Below are 23,018 nucleotides of genomic sequence, written 5' to 3' on the forward strand. Positions count from 1 at the left end.
CTCGGTCAGCGAGGGCGGCGCATCAGGTCCGCACCGGTCGAGCCGACGGGCGAGACGACGTGCGTCCATCCCTTGGCCTCAAGGTCGTCCATCGTGTGGGGGACCCCGGGATTGACCAGGATGAAGTCCGAGGAGTAGGTGTCGGCGATCCCGATCAACTGGTCCGCGGAGAGGGTGTTGTAGAGCAGCGGTCCCGGTGCGACGCACTGCTGGAAGCCGCCGAGGTCCTCGATCCGCTTCTGCCACTCCCGCCACGGCGCGCCGCCGTACGGAACGTCCTTGCAGTCCACGACCACGGCCCGTTGCGTGACGAGCTTCACCCATTCGTCCCGGGGGGACGCGACGATCACGTCTCCGGACGGGACCACGTCCCGCACCTCCTTGCCCCATTCCTGCAGCTCCGTGCTCCCGATGAAGGTGAAGTTCGGGGCGCGGAGAACCATGCCTCCGTTCACCGCGCTGAGCAGCACGACGAGGAGCCCGCTGGTGATCGTGACGAGCCTCAGGTCGGCGTCGTCGACTCCTCGCCGGTGACGCGCGACGAGATACCAGGCGAACGGGACGAGCAGAGCCAACCCCAGCAGGATCGCCCTCGTCCTCGACGGAGCAGGCAGGTACGGCGTGTACAGCACCGCGATCCAGGCGACGCCCCAGATGCCTCCGATGATCAGCAGGCGCCATCCTCGCGCACGCGTGAGGAGGGGAGCGAACGCTCCCCAGATGGCGAACGGGAGGAGCACGGCGGCGAGGCGGTACACGTTCACCCCCTGCGCGAGGGTGCCGAGCAACGGGATGCGCAGCAGATCGACGAGGAATCCGCCGGAGTACCCCAGCAGCGCGAGCCCCACGGTCGTCAGCCACAGCCAGCGCTTCGCGGCGGGCACCAGGAAGACGCTGAGCGCGCAGAGCACGATCATCCCGATCGACGAAGCGATCTCCTTCCCCGTCCACAGATGGGCGGCGCAGTGATAGGGGATGATCTTGTCGCAGATCTGCACGAAGTCCTGCAGGTTCGAGGCGACCGGCCGGATGATGAGCCCGAACGCGACAAACCCTCCCGTGAGCACCAGTGCGACGGACATGGCCCGGTCGAGCCTGCGCTCGCGGATCGCCGTCGAGATCAGCATGGCGACGAGCAGCACCAGCACGATGGATCCTTGCTGCACGTGCAGGATCGCGATGAGCGGAGCGACGACGATCACGATGAGCCGGCGCTCGCAGAGCATGGCCGCGAGAACGAGATAGATCAGGTTCGCGGACTGCACCGCCGGAAGCGCCATCGCGATGAGCGGTGACCCCGTCCCGCCCATCATCCAGGGCATCACAGCCATGACGAGCGTGACGGCGATGCCCATGGCCCAGGGAGCACCGGGGACGAAACGGTGGGCCAGGAGCGAGGTCGCCGCGCCCGCCGCAAGGAGGCCCGCCATCCACAGCAGGGCGTACACGGCGGAGAGCGCACCGAGGGATTCGCCCATCATCGTGATCAGATCGAAGAACCAGTGCGGCTGCGGTGCGGCCTGCATGAACCAGTCGTTCTTGAAGGCGTCCGGGTGCACCCAGCTCAAGCCCTCGGGCGACAACACGAAGTGGTCGCCGGTTCCTGCGACGTAGCCGCCCCCCGCTGTGCTCCAGACCCCCAGGATGCCCATGAGCGCCGCGAGCACCAGTGGAAGCAGGATCCGGCTGACGCGGGGGCTGATGAGAGCGCGCGACGGCACCGAAAGCTGTTCTCCAGGCATGTTGATCCCTCGCTGTGCAGGTGGACTCCGCAGAATGACGACCGCTCGCGCGGACGCCCCGCCTGAGCAGGGGATGGCGGCGCGCGTGACACAGCCGGTCCTCATCCTAACGTCCCTCCCCCGTCGGACCGTCGAGGACGTGTTCCGAGCCGCACCGCCGCGATCGCGTCGCAGCGATGCGTCCCTGCCCTTGGCCGTGCGGCTCCCGGCGCCGCCGCACAGTACTGTATTGGGGTGAGTAGTGTGCGACATGGTGGCCGTCATCCTCTGATCCGGGCAGATGACATGCTCCCCTGGCCCCGCTCGACCTCCGCACTGCTGATCGCCGTGGGAGCGGCGCTCGCAGCACTGTCCTTCGTCGTCGTGCTCGCGATGCCGCGCCTTCCGCTGCCGGGGGCAGACGCCGCCCCGTGGTCGGAGGCCACCGCCGCGACCGGGGGTCTCGGCGGCATCGACCTCCTGGAGCGCTTCCTCACCTCGATCGCGGGAACGGCGGCCGTCGCGGACGGGCTCGCCCTCGCGCAGGCGCTCGTCCTCGCCCTGCCGTTGCTGTGGCTGCCGGTCGCCGTGGCAAGGGTGTTCCGGCGTGCCAGAGCGGGGTATGCGCTGATCCTCGCACCGCCGCTGCTGTGGCTTCTCAACAACGGCACGATCCTGATCGGAACGCAGTTCGGTCTCGTGAACGACGCGAGTCCGCTCCGCGTCCCGGCGTCACATGGCATCGCCGGCTCGCTCGTCTTCCTGACCCTTTCTCTCGGCCTGCTCTTCAGCACCTACCGGATGAGCGGCTGGCGGCTGACCGCCGCCGTGCTGCTGCTGGTCGCCGCGACGCTGCTGACCGGGATGTTCGGCTGGCTGAACGGCGTCGTCTCGGCGACCGCGCTCGGTGTCGTCCTCGCACGCAGCACGCCTCGCCGGCTGCGCGTGCGCGCACCGTTCGGGCTGCTCGCCGCGGTCCTCCTCGCGGCGCTCGCCGTCGCCGCCCACGCCGCGGTCGCCGCTGATCCGAGCACCCCCGCCGTCGTCCACCCCTCCGGCGATGTCCTGCGCGGACTGCTCGCGACCCTGAAGCAGTTCGGGGCGATGCTGATCTTCGTGATCGTCGGGCTGCTCCTGGCGTTCACCCGCCGCGCGCCGCAGCGCCGCTCACTGGTCGCCGGCGTGCTGATCGCCAGCCCGGCCGTCATCGCCGGGCTGGTCTACCCCGCCGTCACGGCGCCCAACCTCTACACGTTCACGCTGCTGTCGGCGGCTCTCGGCTACCTGGTCCTGATCGCCCTCGGCGCCCTCGCCTGGTCGATCACGTCCATGCCTGCGCACGTCCGCGCGATCGAGCGCTCGCGGGTCAGCGGCCGAGGTCCGCACGACCTCTCGACCGCCTCGATGCGGCCGCCCGTCGGGCTGAGCGTCGTGGTCCCCACGCGCAACGGGACCGACGTGCTCGAAGAGACTCTCGATGCGCTCGGACGGGCGCTGAGCGCCGACGACGAGGTCATCGTCGTGGAGAACGGCTCCACGGACGGCACGACCGACATGGTGCGCGACATCCAGTCCCGCTGGCCGTACAGCGCAGAGCTGATACTGCGTCATTCCCCGCCCGGGCTCGGCGAAGCCCTGCGTGTGGGAACGCTCGCGACCCGTGGGGAGCGGCTGCTGCTCACCGCAGACGATCTGCCCTTCGGGTTCACGGATCTCGACGGGTTCCGGCGGCTCGATCCCTCGACGATCGTCGCCATCGGGTCCAAGGCGCATCCCGAGTCCGACGTCGTCCGCAGCAGGACGCGCACGATCCAGTCGCGCATCTTCCGGTTCCTTCGCTCCGCCCTCTTGCAGTCGCGCGTCGGCGACAGCCAGGGCACCCTTTGGGTGGACGGCGAATGGGGGCGCTCCTTCGCCCGCGTCTCGCGGGAGAGCGGGCTCATGTGGACCACGGAGCTGGTGCTCGCCGCAGAGCAGCAGCGCAACATCGTCGCCGAGGTCCCCGTCGCCCTTGCCCCTCGGCATGAGACCGGCGCGAGCAGATTCCGCCTCGCTGACGCATGGCGCTCGTTCGTCGGATTCACCCGCCTCGCCGTCTACAAGGACGACTACTGCAACGAGGACTGGATCCGCTCCACGCGACCCGAGCTGAGCGCTGCGGACCGCTGAGCGCACGCCACGCTAGCCCGCCGGGAGAGTCGGCGGGGCCTGCGAGAAGTAGCGCTCGGTGAAGACGTAGAGGACCGTGTCGGCCCCGCACTTCTTCGCCGCAGCGGCGACGTCGGGACGCTGGCTGCTGCTCTTGTCTCCGTAGTCGAGGTTGTGACGGATCTGGCACGTGCTCTGGAACGCCTGCGCCCAGGTCGGCGCGAGGGCCTCACCCGTCGAGTCGCGCACGATCAGCGCGCGCCCGGCACCGGACTCGCTCTCGGTCTGGGCAGGAAGATCGAGCATCCCCACCGCTCCGTCCGCGGGCCCGGCCTTCTTCTTCCCGTCGGCCCCGGTGATGACGGACTTCACCGATCCGTGCTCGCCGGCTGTCACCGGGATCGTCCAGTCGTTCGGCGTCGACGAATCCCCATACGGGGTGAACTCGTTCGCCGCGGCGACGCGCTGCACACCTGTCACAGCCGGAACCTGGATCTTCGACCACACCGAACCCGGGTACAGGTCCGCAGCGCACGCGACGGTCTGACGCCACGCGGAGTACGCCCCGTACGGCGTCCAATGCGAATTGACGGCGGAGTAGACGGGGGCGGTCTGCTTCGCCTGCTGCAGCGCATCTCTCACATCGACCACGGGCAGGTCACCGGTGTGCTGCAGGAACTGCTCCAGGTGGGTGCGTCCCTGCAGGTCCTGAGTCCACTCGGGGAGCTCCTCGCGGTAGAGCTCCCACTTTGCGGGCGCCACCACGATCACGAGGTTCCGCCCGTCCTCGCGCAGCTGCTTGTCGAGACCGTCGAAATAGGTCACCCACTGGGCGAGCTGCGGATCGAGCCACGGCGCCCTTCCGAGTGCCTGGGAGAAGTTCTGCGACTGGCCGTCCCCCCAGAAGTTGAAGCCGTCCCGCCCCTCGACCCGCATTCCCTGCACGTCCGGGTGCGCGGCGAACGCCGCTTCCGAGGCGGCGGTGCGCGGTCCGAGCCAGATATCCGAGGGATGGTCGGGGAACTGCGTGGATGTGCAGCTCGCCGGGAGCGAGGCCTGCTGGGAAGCCTGAGCCAGGACGCTCCTCTGCTGCTGAAGTGCCGCCTCATGCCGCGCGAACCGCGTGCCGGCACCGATCACGGCCAGGATCAGCACGACGACCATCAGCAGCGCCAGAGGAACGAAGTGCCAGATCCGGCGAGCCCTGGATCGCGGCTTGTCCTGCTCGACGGCGTGCACACTGTGCAGCGGAGTGCCACTGCTCACGACTCCGCTCCCCTCTCTGCGCGCAGCGTCTCGGCGAACCGGGTGGACGAGTAGTCCGGGTTGACGATCAGCCGTTTCACTCGCGACGTCAGCGGCGACAGCCGCTGGAAGAGACGGGCGAGCCAGCGCGGCGTCCAGTCCTTCAACGACATGGCCGGTTTCTCGATCAGATGCCACGAGAGGATCGCGAGGACGTGCACGACCACGACGATCGCGAGGTGATAGACGATCCAGCCGTGCTTCTGCAGCCCGAAATAGGTCGCGAGCGTCATCAGCGGCCAGGCATAGATGTAGATGCCGTACGAGAAGTCGCCGAACCGGGCCCAGCGGGTCAGGCGCAACCGGACGCCGCACCACATCAGGAAATAGAGGAATCCGTACTGGCCGACGACATTCCACCCGCCGAAGGCGTACGTGAAGAGCCCCAGCCCGAGCATGCCGAACGCGGCACGATCGTCGATCGGGATCTTGTCGCCGTGCAGGGCGAAGAGCATACCGAAGGCGTACGGCGCGAAGAACATCAGGATGAACGGGTCGGCGAACACGCGGTTCAGACCGGCGATGTTGCCCGCCCCCAGCCACTGCAGCGCGTTGAGACCGATCACGATGACCGCGAAGGCGGTGGCGAAGCGCTTGGACGCCAGAGCGCCGAAGAGGCCGAGGAGGCCCACGACGATGTAGCAGAGGAACTCGTAGGAGAGCGTCCACGCGGAGCCGTTCCAGTCCCGCACGCCATGGATCTGGAAGTAGGGCACGGTCTCGCCGAGTCCAGCGATGTTGCGCTGGTTGAGCACCAGGAACATGTTGTCGAAGAAGTAGGTCTTCGGCGATTCGATGACGGCGTTCCAATAGCCGTCGAATGTTCCGTGAACGGTCCGCCAGGCGATCGGCGCGAAGACGAGGACGGTGAGGATCAGGGAGGCCCAGAACGCGGGGAAGATGCGCAGGCACCGCCTCCACAGATACCGCCAGATCGTCGACCGCCCCATGCGCGACTTGGTGATGAGGAACCCGGAGAAGAAGAAGAACCCCGCTACCGCGACGCCGCCCAGGGACTGCTCGTGGGAGATCTGCACGCCGAGGTCCTCGCCGCCGTAGAACCCGGCGATCGGGCCCGCGTGCGAGAAGATCACCAGGAACGCCATGAGCCAACGCAGGAAGTCGAGCGAGTTCGCACGGGGATCGAACGCCTGCGCGACGCTCAGCGGCCCGCTGCGGGCGAGGCTCATGCGCGGTTCCGCTTCGGGGTGCGCACGGCCGGGCGCATACGTCGATACGCCTTGCGGCTCGCGTCATACACCGGGAAGAGCATGCGTGCGAGCGCGGGGAAGCGCATGTGCACGATGCGCTTGCTGAATCCCAGCACACTGTGCGCCTTGAGGTGCTCCAGGTAGGCGCCCTGCTGCACCGCGGCCCCCGGCAACCCCTCGCTGAAGTTCTGGAGCTTGTACTCGAGGAACGGGTAGTTGATCGAGGCGAGTTCCGTGCTCTGCACCGTGTAGACGGGCATGCCGGCGCCGAGCGAGGAATAGGTGAACAGGCGTTCGATCACGTGCGCGAGTGAGCCGTCGCTGTACGGCTGGTCCTCGAAATCCGACCAGGTCAGACCTGCGTCGACGAGCGTGCGCAGCGCGCGCGGACGCGCGATGAACATGGAGCCGTACGCGGAGAGCGGCGTCGATGCGTCCAGCGGCGTCTTGATCCCGAGCTGCTGGCACAGCCGGGCTGCGGGGCGCTTGTTGAGGTACCAGGCCTGCCCCATCGTGGGGAAGCCGATCTGGATGACCGGCGGGATGACCATGCCGATCTCCGGATGCCGGTCGAAGAGGCTCACGATGTTCGCGGCATAGTTCGGCGAATGCAGCAGGTTTCCGACCAGGTGGCGCTTGAACCAGCCCCCTGCCACGGCTCCGTCCTGCGGCGAGCGCTTCGAGTGCAGCTTCACGACGATGTCGTAGTCCTCCCGCAGGACATCCGCGCACGTGAGCAGGAAGGCCGAGATGTCTCGACCGGCGTTGGATTCCGTGACGCGGACTTCGTAGGAGGGCACGCCGCGGGCCGCGAGAGCAGCCTCGAGGAAGCCACGCTTCTGCTCCGTGTCGGTCGTCACGACGAGGTGGCGCTCGCACGGAAGGCGGTCGGCGTAGTCCACGAGTTCGTCGATCATGTCCTCGTAGTAGCAGTGGATCACCACCAGGGCGCGCATCGCGCGGGTGCGTTCCTGCTGCTCGGAGTCGATCTCCAGCGCATCGGAGTAGATCCGGTGCAAGGAGAAGTTCGTCGCGAGGACACGCGGCTCGACCGTGCGGGCGACGTTCTCCCAGATGAGCTCGAGCGGATAGTCAGACGTCCGTTCCAGGATGTCGATGACGTCGCGCCCGATGATCGCGTGATCCGAGAGGTAGAGCGGGTCGTGGAAGAACGTGCGTCGCTTCAGAATGGGGCACCGCTCGGCGGTGAGCTGCACGACATCCTCGAGGACCGGATTGCGGCTCGGGAAATCCGTGTAGCGATACACCACATCCCAGGTGAATCCCTGCTCTTCGAAATGCTTCGCGAAGCGGGCCTCGTGCCGGTCGATCGACTGCTCGTAGCTCGTGATCATCGGCATCGTCTCCCAGTACTGGCGGAACGCCTCCGACGCCAGCAGAGATTTGCGCACAGCCAGCCAGTGAGACTGGATGTGCCGCGGGAGCACGCCGCCACTGGCGAAGTGATGCGGGTCCACCTCGCCGTGCTCGGTGATTCCCCAGAAGTCGACGTCCCACGCGTCCGTCTTCTCGAACATCTCGGAGAACGGATAGACCGGACCGAAGAACGTGTAGTTCAGGAGGATGAGCTCGTCGTACTCGGCGAGACGGTCGAACCCGAAACGCTCCATCGCCTCCTTGTAGCCCCAGACGTCGAATCCGACGTTCTCGCGCTCCCAGACCTCGTCCGCGACGCGCTCGAGTTCGGCGCGACCGCTCTGCGAGACCGGTCCGTTCGAGATGACGATGACCTTCTCCACGTGCTCGTGGAGCTTCTCCAGGCAGTACGGGATGTAGCGATCGACGATCCCTTCTTTTTCCCAGAACAGGTAGAAGGCGATGCGCTTCACGGGGCTCCTCACGAACTGGACATTCCGGTCGAGTATACCCGCCGGTCCTGCGGATTCCCCGGGACCGGCACCGGGCACCGAGTAGGATGATTCGACTCATGGCTCGCGCCGCACCGCGTGGTCCTCCGATCATCCGGAGACAACGACGTCTTCCCCGAAGCCGAGAGAGCTCACCCATGCCAGACTCCCCTGCCGACCCGCTCGGCGCACAGCACGTCCTGATCGTCAGCCCCGACACGCTCGGCCGGAAGATGGGGGGCCCCGCGATCCGCGCCTGGGAGATGGCGAAGCGGCTGGCCGCCTTCGCTCCCGTGCGTCTCGTCTCCGTCAAGGAGGCGACGCTCGCGCATGAGGCGTTCGAGGTCCTCAGCGCGGACGACGACGAGCTGCGACGTCAGGTCGCGTGGGCGGATGTCGTCATCGCGCAGGGCGAGGTCTTCACGCTGCATCCGTGGCTGAACGAGACCGATGTGGTGATCGTCGCGGACGTCTACGACCCTCTGCACCTCGAAGCACTCGAGTCCGCGAGGGACGAGGGCCCCGAGGGCCGCCGGTTCCTCGTCGGCTACTGCGTCGACATGCTCTCGACACAGCTGCGTCGCGCGGACTTCGTGATCTGCGCCTCGGAGAAGCAGCGCGACTTCTGGCTCGGCCACCTCGGAGCTCTGGGCAGGATCTCCCCCGACGGCTACGACGACGATCACAGCCTCCGCAATCTGATCGATGTCGTGCCGTTCGGCGTCTCGGACGACCATCCCTCCCAGACACGGCACGGCATCCGCGACGCGGAGGACGGGATCGGCCCGGACGACAAGGTCGTCCTCTGGGGTGGCGGGGTGTACAACTGGTTCGACCCGCTGACCCTCATCCGCGCCGTGCATCAGCTGACACGGCGGCGCCCCGAGGTGAAGCTCTATTTCCTGGGCATGACCTACCCCAATCCCGCCGTGCGGGAATCACGGATGGCTGTCGAGGCGGTGCGGCTCGCCGACGAGCTCGGCCTCACCGGCACGCAGGTCTTCTTCAACACCGGCTGGACCGACTACGACGATCGCATCAACTTCCTGCTCGATGCCGACGTCGGCGTCAGCACGCACTTCGATCACATCGAGACGGCGTTCAGCTTCCGCACGCGGATCCTCGACTATCTCTGGGCGGGGCTGCCGATCATCGCGACCGACGGCGACGCCTTCGCCCCGATGATCCGGGACAACGGGCTGGGCCGGGTCGTCCCCGCGCAGGACGTCGGCGCACTCGTCGCCGCGCTCGAGGAGGTGCTCTTCGAGGCAGACGGCGCAGCGCTCAGGGAGAACGCCCGCGCCTTCGGGCGGACCATGTCGTGGGACAGATCGCTGCGGCCGCTCATCGAATTCTGCCGGAGCCCGCGGCACGCCGCCGACTTCTCTGCAGCGCTCGGCCTGCCGCCCGATGCGCACCACCTGCGCCACATCGAGGTGCTGGAGGCCAAGATCCTGCAGCTGGACGACGAGCTGAACCAGACCCGGGAACAGCTCTCATCGGCACGGAGACAGAACGGCCTCTGACGCCGGCGACCGCCGGTCTGCTCCGCTCAGGAGCCGACCGAGATCCGCGCGGTGACCAGCCCGAGGTTTGTCGTCTCGTCGCGCACGGTGAACATGCGTCCCTGCATCAGGATCGCGGAGTCGATGTCGATGACCTCGGAGACGTTCGCGTTCACGTAGTACTGGCCCGCGCCCAGATAGAGCTTCTCGATACGGAAGTCGACGTGCGAGTCCCCCGCGGCGACGGCCGGCAGAGTGATGCCGAGTCGTTCGGTGTTCGACGCGATCGTCATCTGCCCGAGAGTGTTGTCGATGCTGAAGCCGGCCGCCCACTGCGGCAGATCGCGACGCGCGCGAACATGGATGCGCAGCGTGAGAGGCTCCCCGACCGCGACGCTGTCGATCTCCTCGCCGAGCTCGTCGTGCAGCGTGATCCCCGTGATCTCGAGAGGATTCTCGTCCTGCTCGTCTTCGTGCAGCTCACCCAGCCGACGTCCTTCGAGGACGTTGCGCAGGGCCGCCACGCCCTGGTTCACGTCGCCGTCGAACACGACGGAGCCGTCCTTCAGGACCACCGCGCGATCGCACAGTTCCTGGACCTGGGAGGCGGAATGAGACACGAGGATGATGGTGCGTCCCTCGGAGCGGAACTGAGCGATGCGCTCCATGCACTTGCGCTGGAAGGCCTCGTCTCCGACGGCCAGCACCTCGTCGACGAGCAGCACATCAGGATCCGTGTGAATGGCGACCGCGAAGGCGAGGCGGACGAACATCCCGGAGGAATAGAACTTCACCTGGGTGTCGATGAACTCGCCGATGCCGCTGAACTCATGGATCGCCTCGAACTGTGCGTCGACCTGCTCGCGGCTCAACCCCAGGATGGCTGCGTTCAGGTAGACGTTCTCGCGCCCGCTGAGATCCGGATGGAAGCCCGCTCCCAGCTCCAGTAGCGCCGCCATCCGGCCGCGGCTGTAGATCGAGCCGCTCGTCGGCGCCACGATGCCCCCGATGAGCTTCAGCAGTGTGCTCTTGCCGGATCCGTTCGCACCCAGCAGGCCCACCGTGGTGCCCGCCTGGATCTCGAGCGTGATGCTGTCCACCGCGGTGAAGCGCTCTCGGTGCTCCTTGCCCAGGGAGCCGAAATGGACGACACGATCCTTGAGGGAGTTGTCCTTGCGGACCTGGAAGGTCTTGGAGACGTCCTCGACGCGAACGACGACGGGACCGGGGCGATTGGCGACGACCATCACAGCTCCTGTGCGAAGTTGCCCTGCAAGCGCTTGAACACTCGGTGGGCGAGAAAGACCAGCACGACGCCGATGAGGAAGGCGATGAGCATGCGCAGTCCGAGGTGGGTGGGATAGTCCGCCGGAGTGCCGCCGCCCCAGAAGGCGCGATGGAATCCGAGGACGCCGAGGGTGATCGGATTGTTCTGATAGATCTCGAACAGCCACGTCGGCAGGTGGAAGCTCTCGAACGCGCTGGTCACCATCTTCCAGGAGTAGACGATCGGAGACGCCCACATCGCGAGCATCACGACCAGGTCCAGGAGGTACTGCACGTCGCGCAGGTACACGTTGACCGCCGAGAGGCACAGGCCGAGCGCAAGCCCGTAGACGAGGATCAGCGCGACGGAGGGAAAGAACCACAGCATCTGGACGGGGTTCTCCGGAAGAGCCCCGAAGATCGCGGCCGCCAGGAGCAGGACGAGGCACTGCACCAGGAACATGAAGCCCGCACCGCCCATGCTCGCGAGAGGGAAGATCTCGCGAGGGAGGTAGATCTTCTTGACGAGGCCCGAGTTCGCCAGGATCGATCCCGTCGAGCTCACCACCATCTCGTTGAAGAAGCCGTAGAGGGTCAGCCCCGCGAAGAGATAGACCGCGAAGTCGGGCACTCCCTCCGCCGCGCGCAGGAACTTGCCCAGCACCACGAAGTACATCAGGAAGACGATGACCGGGCGGATCACGGTCCAGAGGAATCCGAGGACGCTGTCCCGATACCTCGCCTGAAGGTCTCGGCGCACCAGAAGCCGCAACAGCTCACGGCGCTGGAAGAGCTCGCGGATCTTGCCTCCGCGGACGTTCAGCTTCAGACCGGACGAATCCGTGCGCGTGAACGGCGCTTCCGCCAGCCGTGCGTATCGAAGTTCCGTTTCCACCGTGCTCCCACGTCGTCCGACATAACCTCCTCACCTTACTGCAGGCGGCTGTCAGAATCCCGGAGGCGGCCCCGTCCCGCGGATCCGGTACTCTCGTGACGACGTCCGCAGCTCGATGGACGTGGATTGGGAACGGTGGCGCCTACATGACCGACTCTCGCTCGCGCTTCGTGGTCACCGGTGCCGGCGGCTACCTGGGGCCCCATGTGGTCTCGGCCCTCGCAGACCGCGGTCACGAGGTCCTCGCCGTGGTCCGGCCTGGATCCTCCGCGCCGACCGATCCGCGCGCGACCAGGGTCGAGGCGGACATTCTCGCCTCCGACTTCGATGTCCGCACCTGGGGGGAGCCGCAGGGCATCGTCCACCTCGCCTGGCAGGACGGATTCACCCACAACTCCCCTGCTCACCTCGGACAGCTCTCCGCGCACTACCGGCTGCTCACCGCGGCCGCTGACGCCGGGTGCCCCCGGATCACCGCCCTCGGCACGATGCACGAAGTCGGGTACTGGGAGGGTGCGATCACCGCAGACACTCCGACGAACCCGCTCTCCCAGTACGGGGTGGCGAAGGACGCCCTCCGCCGCGCCCTTCCTCTCGCGCTGCCCGCCGAGACGAGCCTGGCCTGGGCACGGGCCTACTACATCTACGGCGACGACCGTCGCAGCAACTCGATCTTCCGCAAGCTGCTCGAGGCGTCCGACGCGGGAAGGACGAGCTTCCCCTTCACCTCCGGGAAGAACCGCTACGACTTCATCCGCGTCGAAGAGCTCGGGCGCCAGCTCGCCGCACTGACCGAAGCCGTCGACGTCACCGGCACGGTCAACTGCTGCACCGGCGAGCCGATCTCCCTCGCGGAGAAGGTGGAGCAGTTCATCGCGGAGAACCGTCTCGGGATCTCGCTGGAGTACGGCGCCTTCCCGGATCGGCCCTACGACTCCCCCGGTGTGTGGGGCGACGCCACCGTGATCCGCGAGGTGATGGCCCGGGGCTGAGCCGCCCGGGGCGATCCGCTCAGCGGCCTCGGCCGCGCGCGACGATGTCGAGCAGGTACTGGCCGTAACCGCTCTTCACCAGCGGCTCCGCGCGCTCACGCAGTTCGTCGTCGTCGAGGAACCCCATCCGCCACGCGACCTCCTCCGGGCAGCCGATCGAGAGGCCCTGCCGCTTCTGGACGGTGCGGATGAACTCCGTGGCTTCGCCCAGGGAGTCGAAGGTGCCGGTGTCGAGCCACGCCGTGCCGCGAGGAAGGATCTGGACCTGCAGGTCGCCACGGTCCAGATACACGCGATTCAGGTCGGTGATCTCCAGCTCGCCACGCGCCGACGGCTTCAGGTCTCTGGCGATCTCGACGACGTCGTTGTCGTAGAAGTAGAGCCCGGGGATCGCGTAGTTGCTCTTGGGCTGCGCCGGCTTCTCCTCGATGGACAGCGCACGCCCCTGAGCATCGAACTCGACGACGCCGTACGCGGTGGGGTCCGCCACCCAGTATCCGAAGACCGCCGCGCCGCTGAGATCCGAGTACTCGCGCAGATGCGATCCCATTCCGGGACCGTAGAAGATGTTGTCTCCGAGCACCAGCGCCGCGGTGTCGTTCCCGATGTGGTCGGCGCCGAGGGTGAACGCCTGCGCGAGGCCGTCAGGGGAATGCTGCTGGACGTACGTCAGGGACACGCCGAACCGCGAGCCGTCGCCCAGCAGTCGCTGGAACTGCTCCGCGTCGTGCGGAGTCGTGATGATCAGGATGTCGCGGATCCCGGCGAGCATCAGCGTGGACAGCGGGTAGTAGATCATCGGCTTGTCGTACACGGGCATGAGCTGCTTGGAGATGCCCAGGGTGATCGGATGAAGCCGCGAGCCGGTGCCGCCGGCCAGGATGATGCCACGCATCTGTCCAGTGTCATGCACGCCCGCGGATCTGACAAACCGATCCGCGGGGATCGATCCGATCAGCCTGCGGTCGCGCTGCGTCCCCGGACCCAGAGGTCCACCGCCTCGGCCAGCGCGGGGTCGCCGAGTGCTTCGAGCGTCGCCCCGGCCGACGCCGATGCCTGCGGGCCGGCGGCGTAGAGGCCGGTCAGCGCGCGGATGACGTCCTCGGCGACACCCGAGCGCTCCATGCCGATCACGTTCGCCCCGCGCACCGCCGCCGGCGAGCCGAACGCCTTGGCGTAGGGGGGAAGGTCGCGGGTGACGACCGCACCCATCCCGATCATGCTCCCCCGTCCGATCGTGCGGAACTGATGGACGGAGGCGCCCAGGCCCAGGTTCGCGCCGGCACCGACTCGCACATGCCCGGCGAGCAGGACGCTCGACGCGAGCGTCACTCCGTCCTCGAGAGTGCAGTCGTGCGCGACGTACACCTGGTTCATGATGAACGCGTCGTCCCCCACCCGCGTCTGCGACTTCCAGCCCTGATGGATCTGGGCGTACTCGCGGATGGTGTTGCGATCGCCGATCACGACGCCTCCTCCCCGCGGATCACCCGCCTCACGGGGGTGCGGGAAGGATCGGACCTCGGGCGGGCAGCCGATCACGACGCCCGCGCCGATCCAGTTGCCGTCGCCCATCGTGACGGGCCCTTCGATGACCGCGAAGGGCCCGATCGTGTTCCCTGTGCCGAGCTCGACATCGGCCGAGATCACTGCGGTGGGATGGATCGTGTTCATCTGCGCCTCGCTGTCGTTGCTCGCGCCGGGCGGTAAGCTCGGAGCGTCCGTTATGCATCTGCTGCGTCAGCGATGCGCCGTTCTAGCAGTTCGAGAGCACATGATACCCATCACGCACGTCCGATTCGGAGCCGAAGAAGAAGCGCTCGTCCTCGAGGTGCTCCGGTCCGGTCTGATCGCACAAGGTCCGAAGGTCGCCCTCCTCGAGAAGGAGTTCTCCGAGCGCTACGGATCCAAGCATGCGGTCGCGGTGAACAACGGCACGACGGCTCTCATCGCAGCTCTGCAGGTCCTCGACCTCGAGCCCGGCGATGAGGTGATCACGACGCCTTTCACGTTCGTCGCGACGCTGAACGCGATCCTTCAGTCCGGTGCCACGGCGGTCTTCGCCGACGCCCGCGAGGACGACTTCAACATCGATCCGGACGCTCTCGCCGCGGCGGTCACCGATCGCACCCGTGTCGTCGCCCCGGTCCATCTGTATGGCCAGATGGCGGACATGGACCCGATCCAGGCGCTCGCGGACTCGCGCGGTCTGCGCATCCTCGAGGACTCGGCGCAGGCGCAGGGCGCGACGTATCGGGGTCGTTACGCCGGCTCCTACGGCCTGGGAACGTTCTCGTTCTACGCGACGAAGAACATGACGACCGGCGAGGGCGGCATGATCACGACCGATGACGACGCACTCGCCGACCGTCTCCGTCTGCTCCGCAATCAGGGCATGCGCGCGCGCTACCAGTACGAGATGGCAGGCAACAACTACCGCCTGACGGATCTCCAGGCCGCGCTGGCGCTCCCTCAGATCGCCCGCTACGAGGACACGGTGGCACGACGCCGTCACAACGCTGCACGGCTGTCCTCGATCCTCGACTCGGTCGCCGGCATCGAAGCGCCCCGAGAGGCCGAGGGCCGGGGTCACGTGTGGCACCAGTACACGATCCGCGTCACCGAGGAAGCCGGCATCACACGGGACGCGCTCGCGGCCGAGCTCACCGAGCGCGGTATCGGCAACGGCATCTACTACCCGAAGCTCACCTTCGACTACGACGCCTACCGGAACAACCCGCAGGTGCGGATCAGTGACGTCCCCGTGGCGGCGCGGCTCGCCGAGCAGGCGCTGTCGCTGCCGGTGCACGCAGCTCTGACGGACGACGAGCTCGACCAGGTCGCAGAGACTGTGGCGGCGATCGTGGCGGAGCGCGCATGAGCGTCGCGAAGAAGGCGGTGCTCGTCGGCGCGGGGAGCATGGGCTCTCACCATGCCCGCGTGATCAGCCAGTCCGAAGGCGCGGAACTCGCCGTGCTCGTGGATCCGCGCGAAGAGGTGGGGCGCGCCGTCGCCGAGCGCTTCGGCGCGACGTGGAGCCCCGAGCTCCCCGACCTGGGCGACTACGACGCGGTGGTCATCGCCGCCGCAACCGAGGCGCACCATGAACTCGCGATGCAGGTGCTGGCGCAGGATCGCCCGCTTCTCATCGAGAAGCCGGTCGCGGACAGCCTGCTGCGCACCGAGGAGATCCTCGATGTCGCGGAGCAGCGCGATCTGCCGATCATGTGCGGTCTTCTGGAGCGCTACAACCCGGCCGTGATCGCGGCGCGCGCTGCGATCAGCGAGCCCCTCCACGTCACTGCGACCCGTCATTCGCCCTATGCCCCGCGCATCAGGACCGGTGTCGCGTGGGACCTCCTCGTGCACGACGTCGATCTGGCGATCAACCTCATCGGCGGCCAGCCGGAGACGATCTCGTCCCGGCTGGGGTTCTTCCACCCGGAGTCCGCGACGGGCGCGGAGGATGTGGCTGCGACCATCCTCGGCTTCGACGGAGGCGCCGTGGCGCAGATCTCCGCCAGCCGCATCGGTCAGCACAAGGTGCGGACGCTGACGGTCCACGAGCTCGACCGCCTCATCGAGGTCGACCTCCTGCGCCGCAACCTCACGATCTACCGCCACGTCTCCGAGGCGTCCGTCGACGATGGTCCGAGCTACCGTCAGCAGACGATCATCGAGATCCCGGAGATCCCACCGGCACCGGAGCCGCTGACCGCGCAGTTCGCGCGTTTCCTCGAGGTGATCGACGGGCGCGTGGATGCCGCCGCCGAACGGCGCAGCATCCTGCCCTCGCACCAGGTGATCGACCACGTCATCGCGGAGCGGGCATCGGCATGACGGCCGCCCCGCCTCCGCGGACAGGTGCGTGGATCTCGTCCAGCCGTCGCAGCGCGATCCGATACCTCGTCGCCGGCGGTCTCGCCTTCCTCGTCGACCTCGGCCTGCTGGCCCTGTTCCATCAGGTGTTCGGATGGCCGACCTGGCTCGCAGCAGGGAGCGCCTTCGTCCTGAGCTTCGCGTTCACCTACACGATCCAGCGCTACTTCACATTCGAGTCGAACGCCCCGCATGGGCGCACGCTCCTGAAGTACACCGCGCTCGTCGTGTTCAACACGCTCGCCACGGCGGCGATCGTCGCGTTGATCGACATGACCCCGGCCGGCTGGGCCGTGGGCAAGGTCGTCGCGACAGCTGCAACCACCATCTGGAACTACTTCGCGTACCGGTACTGGGTCTTCGCCGACCGCAGCCGCTGAAAGAGAGTCAACGTGTATCAGGGAGCACGCATCGCTGCCGTCGTCCCGGCGTACAAGGAAGAGAAGATGATCTCGACGGTCATCTCGACCATGCCGGAGTTCGTCGATCACATCGTCATCGTCGATGACCACAGCCCCGACCGCACGAGCGAGGTCGTGACAGAGATCGCAGACCCGCGCGTGACTCTGATCCGGCATGAGGTCAACCAGGGCGTCGGAGGCGCGATCGTGACGGGCCACAAGGCCGCGATGGACCTCGGCGCCGACGTCAACGTGATCATGGCAGGAGACGCGCAGATGGATCCGGTGTATCTGCCGGACCTTCTGGATCGCGTGACCAAGGACGGTTACGGCTTCGCGAAGGCGAACCGGTTCTTCTCCCCGGAGTCCTTCGAGGGGATGCCGGGCTACCGGATCTTCGGCAACATCGTGCTGTCGTTCATGACCAAGCTCGCCTCCGGGTACTGGAACCTCTTCGACCCGCAGAACGGCTACACGGCTGTCCGCACCGAGGTCCTCAAGCGGGTTCCCCTCGACCGTGTGTCGCCCCGGTACAGCTTCGAGAACGATCTGCTGATCCACCTCAACATCCTCCAGGTCGGCGCGGTCGACGTTCCGATCCCCGCCGTGTACGGCGAGGAGGTGTCGAGCATCCGGCTGTCGAAGGTCATCCCCGAGCTGATGAACCTGCTCGTCCGCGGATTCTGGCGGCGGATCTGGTACCGCTACGTGCTGTGGTCGTTCTCGCCCGTGGCGCTGCTGCTGTTCGTGGGCATCCTGCTCTCTCTGGTGGGCGTGGTCATCTCGATCTGGGTCTGCTTCCAGATCGCCAGCTCGGTCGTGGCCACGGCCGCCACGGTGATGCTGGCCGCGTTCCCGCTCATGATCGGCATACAGATGCTGATCAGCGCCCTCCAGCTCGACATCCAGGCCAGCCCGTCCCGGCCCGAGTACGAGCCGTTCCACTGACCTCCGATCGTCCGCCCCGCCGGAGTCGTGCGGGGTGGACGATCAGGAGGCGCCGGCCTGCGCGACGCGGGCCTGCGTGCCTCTCTCCTCAGCCTCATCGACCAGCTGAGCCTGCTGTCCTCGCTGTGTGGTGAGGAGGTGGTGGGTGAGGAGTGCGAGGGCCGCGGTGAAGGCGATGATCCCGCCGGCGAACACGATCGACGGCTGGGGGACGCCGGAGCCCCACCACCAGCTCCCGGGGCCGCTGAGCGACACTCCCGGGGCCCCGCCGAGCGTGTAGCGGCGGATGTTGCTGTACAGGGACACCGCATTGGCAGCAGACAGGACGGCCACGACCAGCCATGCCTGCAGAGGAGTCACCCGCACCCACCGGGTACCGATCGGGAACAGCACGAACCCGACGAACATGATGAGCAGCGGAAGCAGATAGCGCGGGTGCACCAGCCCGCCGACCTCGGTCAGGCTGCGCTGCAGCAGATACAGCGGCAGCGAGACGAGCGCGATCACGGTCGCCCCCACCACGAGAGCCTTGCGACAGCTCATCGTCGCGAGCCCGGTGAAGACCGCCGCCGCGAACACGAACAGCGTGCCCACCCACACCACCGGCGGAATCGTCACATCATTCCACCCCAGCGGCCAGGAGCCCAGGGAGCCGAACACGAGCGTCGGGACGTTGAGGAGGTTGTGCAGCAGCAGGCTCCAGCCGTGCCGCGCCGTTCCCCCGCTGCCCGGAGCGACGCCGTTCTGCCACACACCGACCTGCTGCGCGGTGAGGAAGAGCACGAAGCAGACCAGCGACAGCACGACCGGAAGGATGACGGACACCCAGAACCGCCTGCCCCCTCCGCCCCGCATCGCGAGGAACACCGCAGCGACCATCCCGATCACCGCATACACCGCCATATCCGAACGCGCCCCCGCGCCCATCACCGCGGTGACCACCGCCAGGACTCCGAGCACCACACGACGCCACCCCGCGCTCTCCAAGAACCCGAGAACCGCCAGCCACACCGTCCCGCCCGCCAGGACCGCCCAGCCGCTCGGATTGACCGACGCGATCAGGAACACGCCCCACGGCACCACCGTGACCGCCAAGGACACGACCAGCAGAGGACGCCGCCGAGCCGGGAGCACCCAGAACAGCACCGACACGATCACCACGAACAGCAGCGAATTGACGATCCGGATCGCGATCACCGACGCCCCGACATCCGCCGACGCGAAAGGACTGAGCACCGCGTAATACAACGGCGAGTAGTAATGCGCGACCGAGTTCACATGCTGCGTCGTCACAAGACGATTCGGATCCGCGCCCAGCGCCTTCACCTGACACGTCGCCGCGACCTCGGGCTGGAAGTGGTAGCACTCGTGCGAGGCGATGGTCGCCCACGGCACCCGCTCACCCGCACCACCCGAGGCACTCTCACACAACCCGGGACGCTCCCCCGCACCACACCAGATGCTCGCCAAGTGATAGTTGTCGTCGGGCGAGCTCCCCGCAGGCGAAGAGACCGTCCAGGAGGAGAGCGCGACCAGCAGCAGCAGCGGCACCAGAAGAAGGAGAGACGGGAGGCGTCGCGCAGTGCGCTCCGCGGGGGCCTTGCTGTTGCCTGTTTCTACCACCCGGCGAGTATATAAGGGGCCCGCCGGCCGATCCGCGCCGCCTCAGACCGATGCGACCGGGACGCCGGATCCCCGCCGCACGGAGTCGGGTACGGCGCGTTGTGTGGTGAGGAGGTGGTGGGTGAGGAGTGCGAGGGCCGCGGTGAAGGCGATGATCCCGCCGGCGAACACGATCGACGGCTGGGGGACGCCGGAGCCCCACCACCAGCTCCCGGGGCCGCTGAGCGACACTCCCGGGGCCCCGCCGAGCGTGTAGCGGCGGATGTTGCTGTACAGGGACACCGCATTGGCAGCAGACAGGACGGCCACGACCAGCCATGCCTGCAGAGGAGTCACCCGCACCCACCGGGTACCGATCGGGAACAGCACGAACCCGACGAACATGATGAGCAGCGGAAGCAGATAGCGCGGGTGCACCAGCCCGCCGACCTCGGTCAGGCTGCGCTGCAGCAGATACAGCGGCAGCGAGACGAGCGCGATCACGGTCGCCCCCACCACGAGAGCCTTGCGCCAGCTCATCGTCGCGAGCCCGGTGAAGACCGCCGCCGCGAACACGAACAGCGTGCCCACCCACACCACCGGCGGAATCGTCACATCGTTCCATCCCAGCGAAGACGTTCCGAGCGAGCCCACGATCAATGTCGGGACGTTGAGGAGGTTGTGCAGCAGCAGGCTCCAGCCGTGCCGCGCCGTTCCCCCGCTGCCCGGAGCGACGCCGTTCTGCCACACACCGACCTGCTGCGCGGTGAGGAAGAGCACGAAGCAGACCAGCGACAGCACGACCGGAAGGATGACGGACACCCAGAACCGCCTGCCCCCTCCGCCCCGCATCGCGAGGAACACCGCAGCGACCATCCCGATCACCGCATACACCGCCATATCCGAACGCGCCCCCGCGCCCATCACCGCGGTGACCACCGCCAGGACTCCGAGCACCACACGACGCCACCCCGCGCTCTCCAAGAACCCGAGAACCGCCAGCCACACCGTCCCGCCCGCCAGGACCGCCCAGCCGCTCGGATTGACCGACGCGATCAGGAACACGCCCCACGGCACCACCGTGACCGCCAAGGACACGACCAGCAGAGGACGCCGCCGAGCCGGGAGCACCCAGAACAGCACCGACACGATCACCACGAACAGCAGCGAATTGACGATCCGGATCGCGATCACCGACGCCCCGACATCCGCCGACGCGAAAGGACTGAGCACCGCGTAATACAACGGCGAGTAGTAATGCGCGACCGAGTTCACATGCTGCGTCGTCACAAGACGATTCGGATCCGCGCCCAGCGCCTTCACCTGACACGTCGCCGCGACCTCCGGATGGAATGCATAGCACTGCGAGGCGATGGTCGCCCACGGCACCCGCTCACCCGCACCACCCGAGGCACTCTCACACAACCCGGGACGCTCCCCCGCACCACACCAGATGCTCGCCAAGTGATAGTTCTCATCCGGCGATCCGCCGACGGGCGTCGCCACGGCCCAGGCGCTCAGCGCGACCAGCAGCAGCAGCGGCACCAGAAGAAGGAGCCGCACTCCCCCGCGTCGTCCAGGGCGATCGAGAGGTGCGGTGCCATCCGGGGTAACTGCCACCCGGCGAGTATATGTGAGCGAGGAGCGGCTCCTGGGTGCCCCACCGGCACAGGGTCGGCTCATGAGCGCCCGGTATCATTGCGGGATGCGCAGACTGCTTGTCACGGGCGGAGCCGGCTTCATCGGCTCCAATTTCGTTCACTACGTTCTCGAGAACACGGATGACAGTGTCACAGTCCTCGACAAGCTGACGTACGCGGGAAACGTCGCGTCGCTGCAGGGCCTCCCCTCCGATCGGTTCCGGTTCGTCGAGGGCGACATCTGCGATGCGGAGCTGGTGGGCGGCCTCTTCGACGAGCACGATGCCGTCGTGCACTACGCGGCGGAATCGCACAACGACAACTCCCTCAGCGGACCGGCACCCTTCGTGCAGACCAACCTCATCGGCACCTTCACTCTTCTCGAAGCCGCTCGTCGCAGCGGGATCCGGTTCCACCACATCTCCACGGACGAGGTCTACGGAGACCTCGAGCTCGACGACCCGGCGCGCTTCACCGAGCAGACGCCCTACAACCCCTCGAGCCCCTACTCGTCGACCAAGGCCGGCTCCGACCTGCTCGTGCGCGCCTGGGTCCGCTCCTTCGGAGTCCAGGCGACGATCAGCAACTGCTCCAACAACTACGGCCCGCGCCAGCACGTCGAGAAGTTCATCCCGCGGCAGATCACCAACCTGATCGACGGCGTCCGCCCGAGGCTCTACGGCGACGGACTGAATGTGCGCGACTGGATCCACGCCGACGACCACTCGTCTGCGGTGCTCCGCATCCTCGACGCGGGAACGATCGGCGAGACCTACCTCATCGGCGCGGACGGCGAGAAGACCAACCGACAGGTCATCGAGCTGATCCTCCAGGAGATGGGACGATCCGCCGACGACTACGACCTCGTCACGGACCGCGCCGGTCATGATCGCCGCTACGCCATCGATTGGACGCGTCTGCGCGACGAGCTCGGCTGGACGCCGCAGTTCTCCGACTTCTCGGCGGGCATCGTCGACACCGTCCGCTGGTATCGCGAGAACGAGGACTGGTGGCGACCGCAGAAGTCCGCGACCGAGCGCAAGTACGCGGAGACCGGCCAGTGAGCGGCGGGATCCGCTTCGGGCTGCCGCTCGCCCTGCACACGTCGCCCATCGACGGTCTCGTGGTCCTCGACCTCCCCGTGCACGGGGACAACCGCGGATGGTTCAAAGAGAACTGGCAGCGGGAGAAGATGACCTCTCTGGGGCTTCCGGATCTCGGGCCGGTGCAGAACAACATCTCTTTCAACAAGACCCGCGGAACCACGCGCGGAATCCATGCCGAACCCTGGGACAAGTACATCTCGGTCGCGACAGGCAGCGTTTTCGGCGCATGGGTCGACCTCCGCGAGGGCGACGGGTTCGGCACGGTGTTCACGACCGTGATCGACCCCTCGGTCGCCGTGTTCGTCCCCCGCGGAGTGGGCAACGCCTTCCAGACGCTCGAAGACTCGACCGCGTACACGTATCTCGTCAACGAGCACTGGTCGCCCGAGGCCGAGTACACGTTCCTCAATCTCGCCGACGAGACGGTCGCCATCGAGTGGCCGGTTCCCCTCGAGCAGGCGGAGCTGTCCGCGAAGGACCTGGGACACCCGCGGCTCGCCGACGTCGCGCCGATGCGCTTCTGAACCCGAC

General features: G+C 67.2%; 18 protein-coding genes and 1 pseudogene. 9 read left to right on the forward strand and 10 right to left on the reverse strand.

The genetic code is table 11. From position 1 onward, the window contains the following. Positions 1-5 precede the first annotated feature (5 nt). Positions 6-1,742, reverse strand: coding sequence for a DUF6798 domain-containing protein (locus NFX31_RS11480; protein ID WP_139168346.1), 1,737 nt, complete (start codon positions 1,740-1,742; stop codon positions 6-8). A gap of 285 nt (positions 1,743-2,027) precedes the next feature. On the opposite strand from NFX31_RS11480, the gene NFX31_RS11485 reads away from it, so the two are divergent. Continuing rightward, positions 2,028-3,890, forward strand: coding sequence for a glycosyltransferase (locus NFX31_RS11485; protein ID WP_262955781.1), 1,863 nt, complete (start codon positions 2,028-2,030; stop codon positions 3,888-3,890). Between the two features lie 12 nt (positions 3,891-3,902). On the opposite strand, the gene NFX31_RS11490 is transcribed toward NFX31_RS11485, so the two are convergent. Genes NFX31_RS11490 through NFX31_RS11500 form a run of 3 tightly spaced genes read right to left on the reverse strand, consistent with a single transcriptional unit; the run spans position 3,903 to position 8,235 of the window. Further along, positions 3,903-5,135, reverse strand: a complete 1,233-nt coding sequence (locus NFX31_RS11490; protein WP_139168347.1) for an alginate O-acetyltransferase AlgX-related protein — start codon at positions 5,133-5,135, stop codon at positions 3,903-3,905. Then, positions 5,132-6,364: an acyltransferase family protein gene (locus tag NFX31_RS11495; protein WP_262955782.1), complete on the reverse strand. Its 1,233-nt coding sequence runs from the start codon at positions 6,362-6,364 to the stop codon at positions 5,132-5,134. Before NFX31_RS11495 ends, NFX31_RS11490 begins: the two co-directional genes overlap by 4 nt. Next, a complete protein-coding gene (locus tag NFX31_RS11500) occupies positions 6,361-8,235 on the reverse strand; it encodes a rhamnan synthesis F family protein (protein WP_262955783.1) in 1,875 nt (624 codons plus the stop codon). Before NFX31_RS11500 ends, NFX31_RS11495 begins: the two co-directional genes overlap by 4 nt. 176 nt (positions 8,236-8,411) lie before the next feature. Between NFX31_RS11500 and NFX31_RS11505 the strand changes: the two genes are divergently transcribed. Beyond that, the gene (locus tag NFX31_RS11505) at positions 8,412-9,779 is read left to right on the forward strand and encodes a glycosyltransferase family 4 protein (RefSeq protein WP_045251167.1); all 1,368 of its coding nucleotides are present in this window, start codon (positions 8,412-8,414) and stop codon (positions 9,777-9,779) included. A 26-nt stretch (positions 9,780-9,805) separates the two neighbouring features. Here the strand turns inward: NFX31_RS11505 and NFX31_RS11510 are convergent, their stop codons facing one another. Beyond that, complete coding sequence (locus tag NFX31_RS11510) at positions 9,806-11,005, reverse strand: ABC transporter ATP-binding protein (RefSeq protein ID WP_045251168.1); 1,200 nt, start codon at positions 11,003-11,005, stop codon at positions 9,806-9,808. Then, positions 11,005-11,919, reverse strand: coding sequence for an ABC transporter permease (locus NFX31_RS11515; protein ID WP_045251169.1), 915 nt, complete (start codon positions 11,917-11,919; stop codon positions 11,005-11,007). Before NFX31_RS11515 ends, NFX31_RS11510 begins: the two co-directional genes overlap by 1 nt. A 146-nt stretch (positions 11,920-12,065) precedes the next feature. On the opposite strand from NFX31_RS11515, the gene NFX31_RS11520 reads away from it, so the two are divergent. Then, on the forward strand, positions 12,066-12,911 hold the full coding sequence (locus NFX31_RS11520) for an NAD-dependent epimerase/dehydratase family protein (protein WP_045251170.1): 846 nt from the start codon (positions 12,066-12,068) through the stop codon (positions 12,909-12,911). A gap of 19 nt (positions 12,912-12,930) precedes the next feature. Here the strand turns inward: NFX31_RS11520 and rfbA are convergent, their stop codons facing one another. Together rfbA and NFX31_RS17440 are read right to left on the reverse strand one after the other, a co-directional pair. Continuing rightward, positions 12,931-13,806 carry a glucose-1-phosphate thymidylyltransferase RfbA gene (gene rfbA, locus NFX31_RS11525; RefSeq protein WP_262955785.1) on the reverse strand — a complete coding sequence of 292 codons (876 nt, stop codon included), beginning with the start codon at positions 13,804-13,806 and terminating at the stop codon, positions 12,931-12,933. A 59-nt stretch (positions 13,807-13,865) separates the two neighbouring features. Next, positions 13,866-14,585, reverse strand: a complete 720-nt coding sequence (locus tag NFX31_RS17440; RefSeq protein WP_276553860.1) for an acyl-ACP--UDP-N-acetylglucosamine O-acyltransferase family protein — start codon at positions 14,583-14,585, stop codon at positions 13,866-13,868. Positions 14,586-14,685: 100 nt separating this feature from the next. Between NFX31_RS17440 and NFX31_RS11540 the strand changes: the two genes are divergently transcribed. From NFX31_RS11540 to NFX31_RS11555, 4 genes are read left to right on the forward strand one after another with little or no spacing between them, the layout of a single operon-like run. Next, positions 14,686-15,792 carry a DegT/DnrJ/EryC1/StrS family aminotransferase gene (locus tag NFX31_RS11540; protein WP_045251173.1) on the forward strand — a complete coding sequence of 369 codons (1,107 nt, stop codon included), beginning with the start codon at positions 14,686-14,688 and terminating at the stop codon, positions 15,790-15,792. Beyond that, complete coding sequence (locus NFX31_RS11545) at positions 15,789-16,751, forward strand: Gfo/Idh/MocA family protein (protein ID WP_082072365.1); 963 nt, start codon at positions 15,789-15,791, stop codon at positions 16,749-16,751. Before NFX31_RS11540 ends, NFX31_RS11545 begins: the two co-directional genes overlap by 4 nt. Beyond that, on the forward strand, positions 16,748-17,170 hold the full coding sequence (locus NFX31_RS11550) for a GtrA family protein (protein WP_052674377.1): 423 nt from the start codon (positions 16,748-16,750) through the stop codon (positions 17,168-17,170). Before NFX31_RS11545 ends, NFX31_RS11550 begins: the two co-directional genes overlap by 4 nt. A gap of 12 nt (positions 17,171-17,182) precedes the next feature. Then, complete coding sequence (locus NFX31_RS11555; RefSeq protein WP_045251174.1) at positions 17,183-18,139, forward strand: glycosyltransferase family 2 protein; 957 nt, start codon at positions 17,183-17,185, stop codon at positions 18,137-18,139. A 42-nt stretch (positions 18,140-18,181) separates the two neighbouring features. Here the strand turns inward: NFX31_RS11555 and NFX31_RS11560 are convergent, their stop codons facing one another. Both NFX31_RS11560 and NFX31_RS11565 read right to left on the reverse strand, forming a co-directional pair. Next, on the reverse strand, positions 18,182-19,762 hold the full coding sequence (locus NFX31_RS11560) for a DUF2142 domain-containing protein (RefSeq protein WP_262955787.1): 1,581 nt from the start codon (positions 19,760-19,762) through the stop codon (positions 18,182-18,184). Between the two features lie 42 nt (positions 19,763-19,804). Then, positions 19,805-21,361 carry a DUF2142 domain-containing protein gene (locus tag NFX31_RS11565; protein ID WP_262955788.1) on the reverse strand — a complete coding sequence of 519 codons (1,557 nt, stop codon included), beginning with the start codon at positions 21,359-21,361 and terminating at the stop codon, positions 19,805-19,807. 85 nt (positions 21,362-21,446) lie between these two features. Between NFX31_RS11565 and rfbB the strand changes: the two genes are divergently transcribed. Together rfbB and NFX31_RS11575 are read left to right on the forward strand one after the other, a co-directional pair. Continuing rightward, positions 21,447-22,445 carry a dTDP-glucose 4,6-dehydratase gene (gene rfbB, locus NFX31_RS11570; protein WP_262955789.1) on the forward strand — a complete coding sequence of 333 codons (999 nt, stop codon included), beginning with the start codon at positions 21,447-21,449 and terminating at the stop codon, positions 22,443-22,445. A gap of 8 nt (positions 22,446-22,453) precedes the next feature. After that, a pseudogene (locus NFX31_RS11575) lies at positions 22,454-23,002 on the forward strand (dTDP-4-dehydrorhamnose 3,5-epimerase family protein); the annotation flags it as partial. Between the last annotated feature and the right edge of the window lie 16 nt (positions 23,003-23,018).

This window comes from Microbacterium azadirachtae, assembly GCF_025583665.1.
In the GTDB taxonomy this organism is placed as follows: domain Bacteria; phylum Actinomycetota; class Actinomycetes; order Actinomycetales; family Microbacteriaceae; genus Microbacterium; species Microbacterium azadirachtae.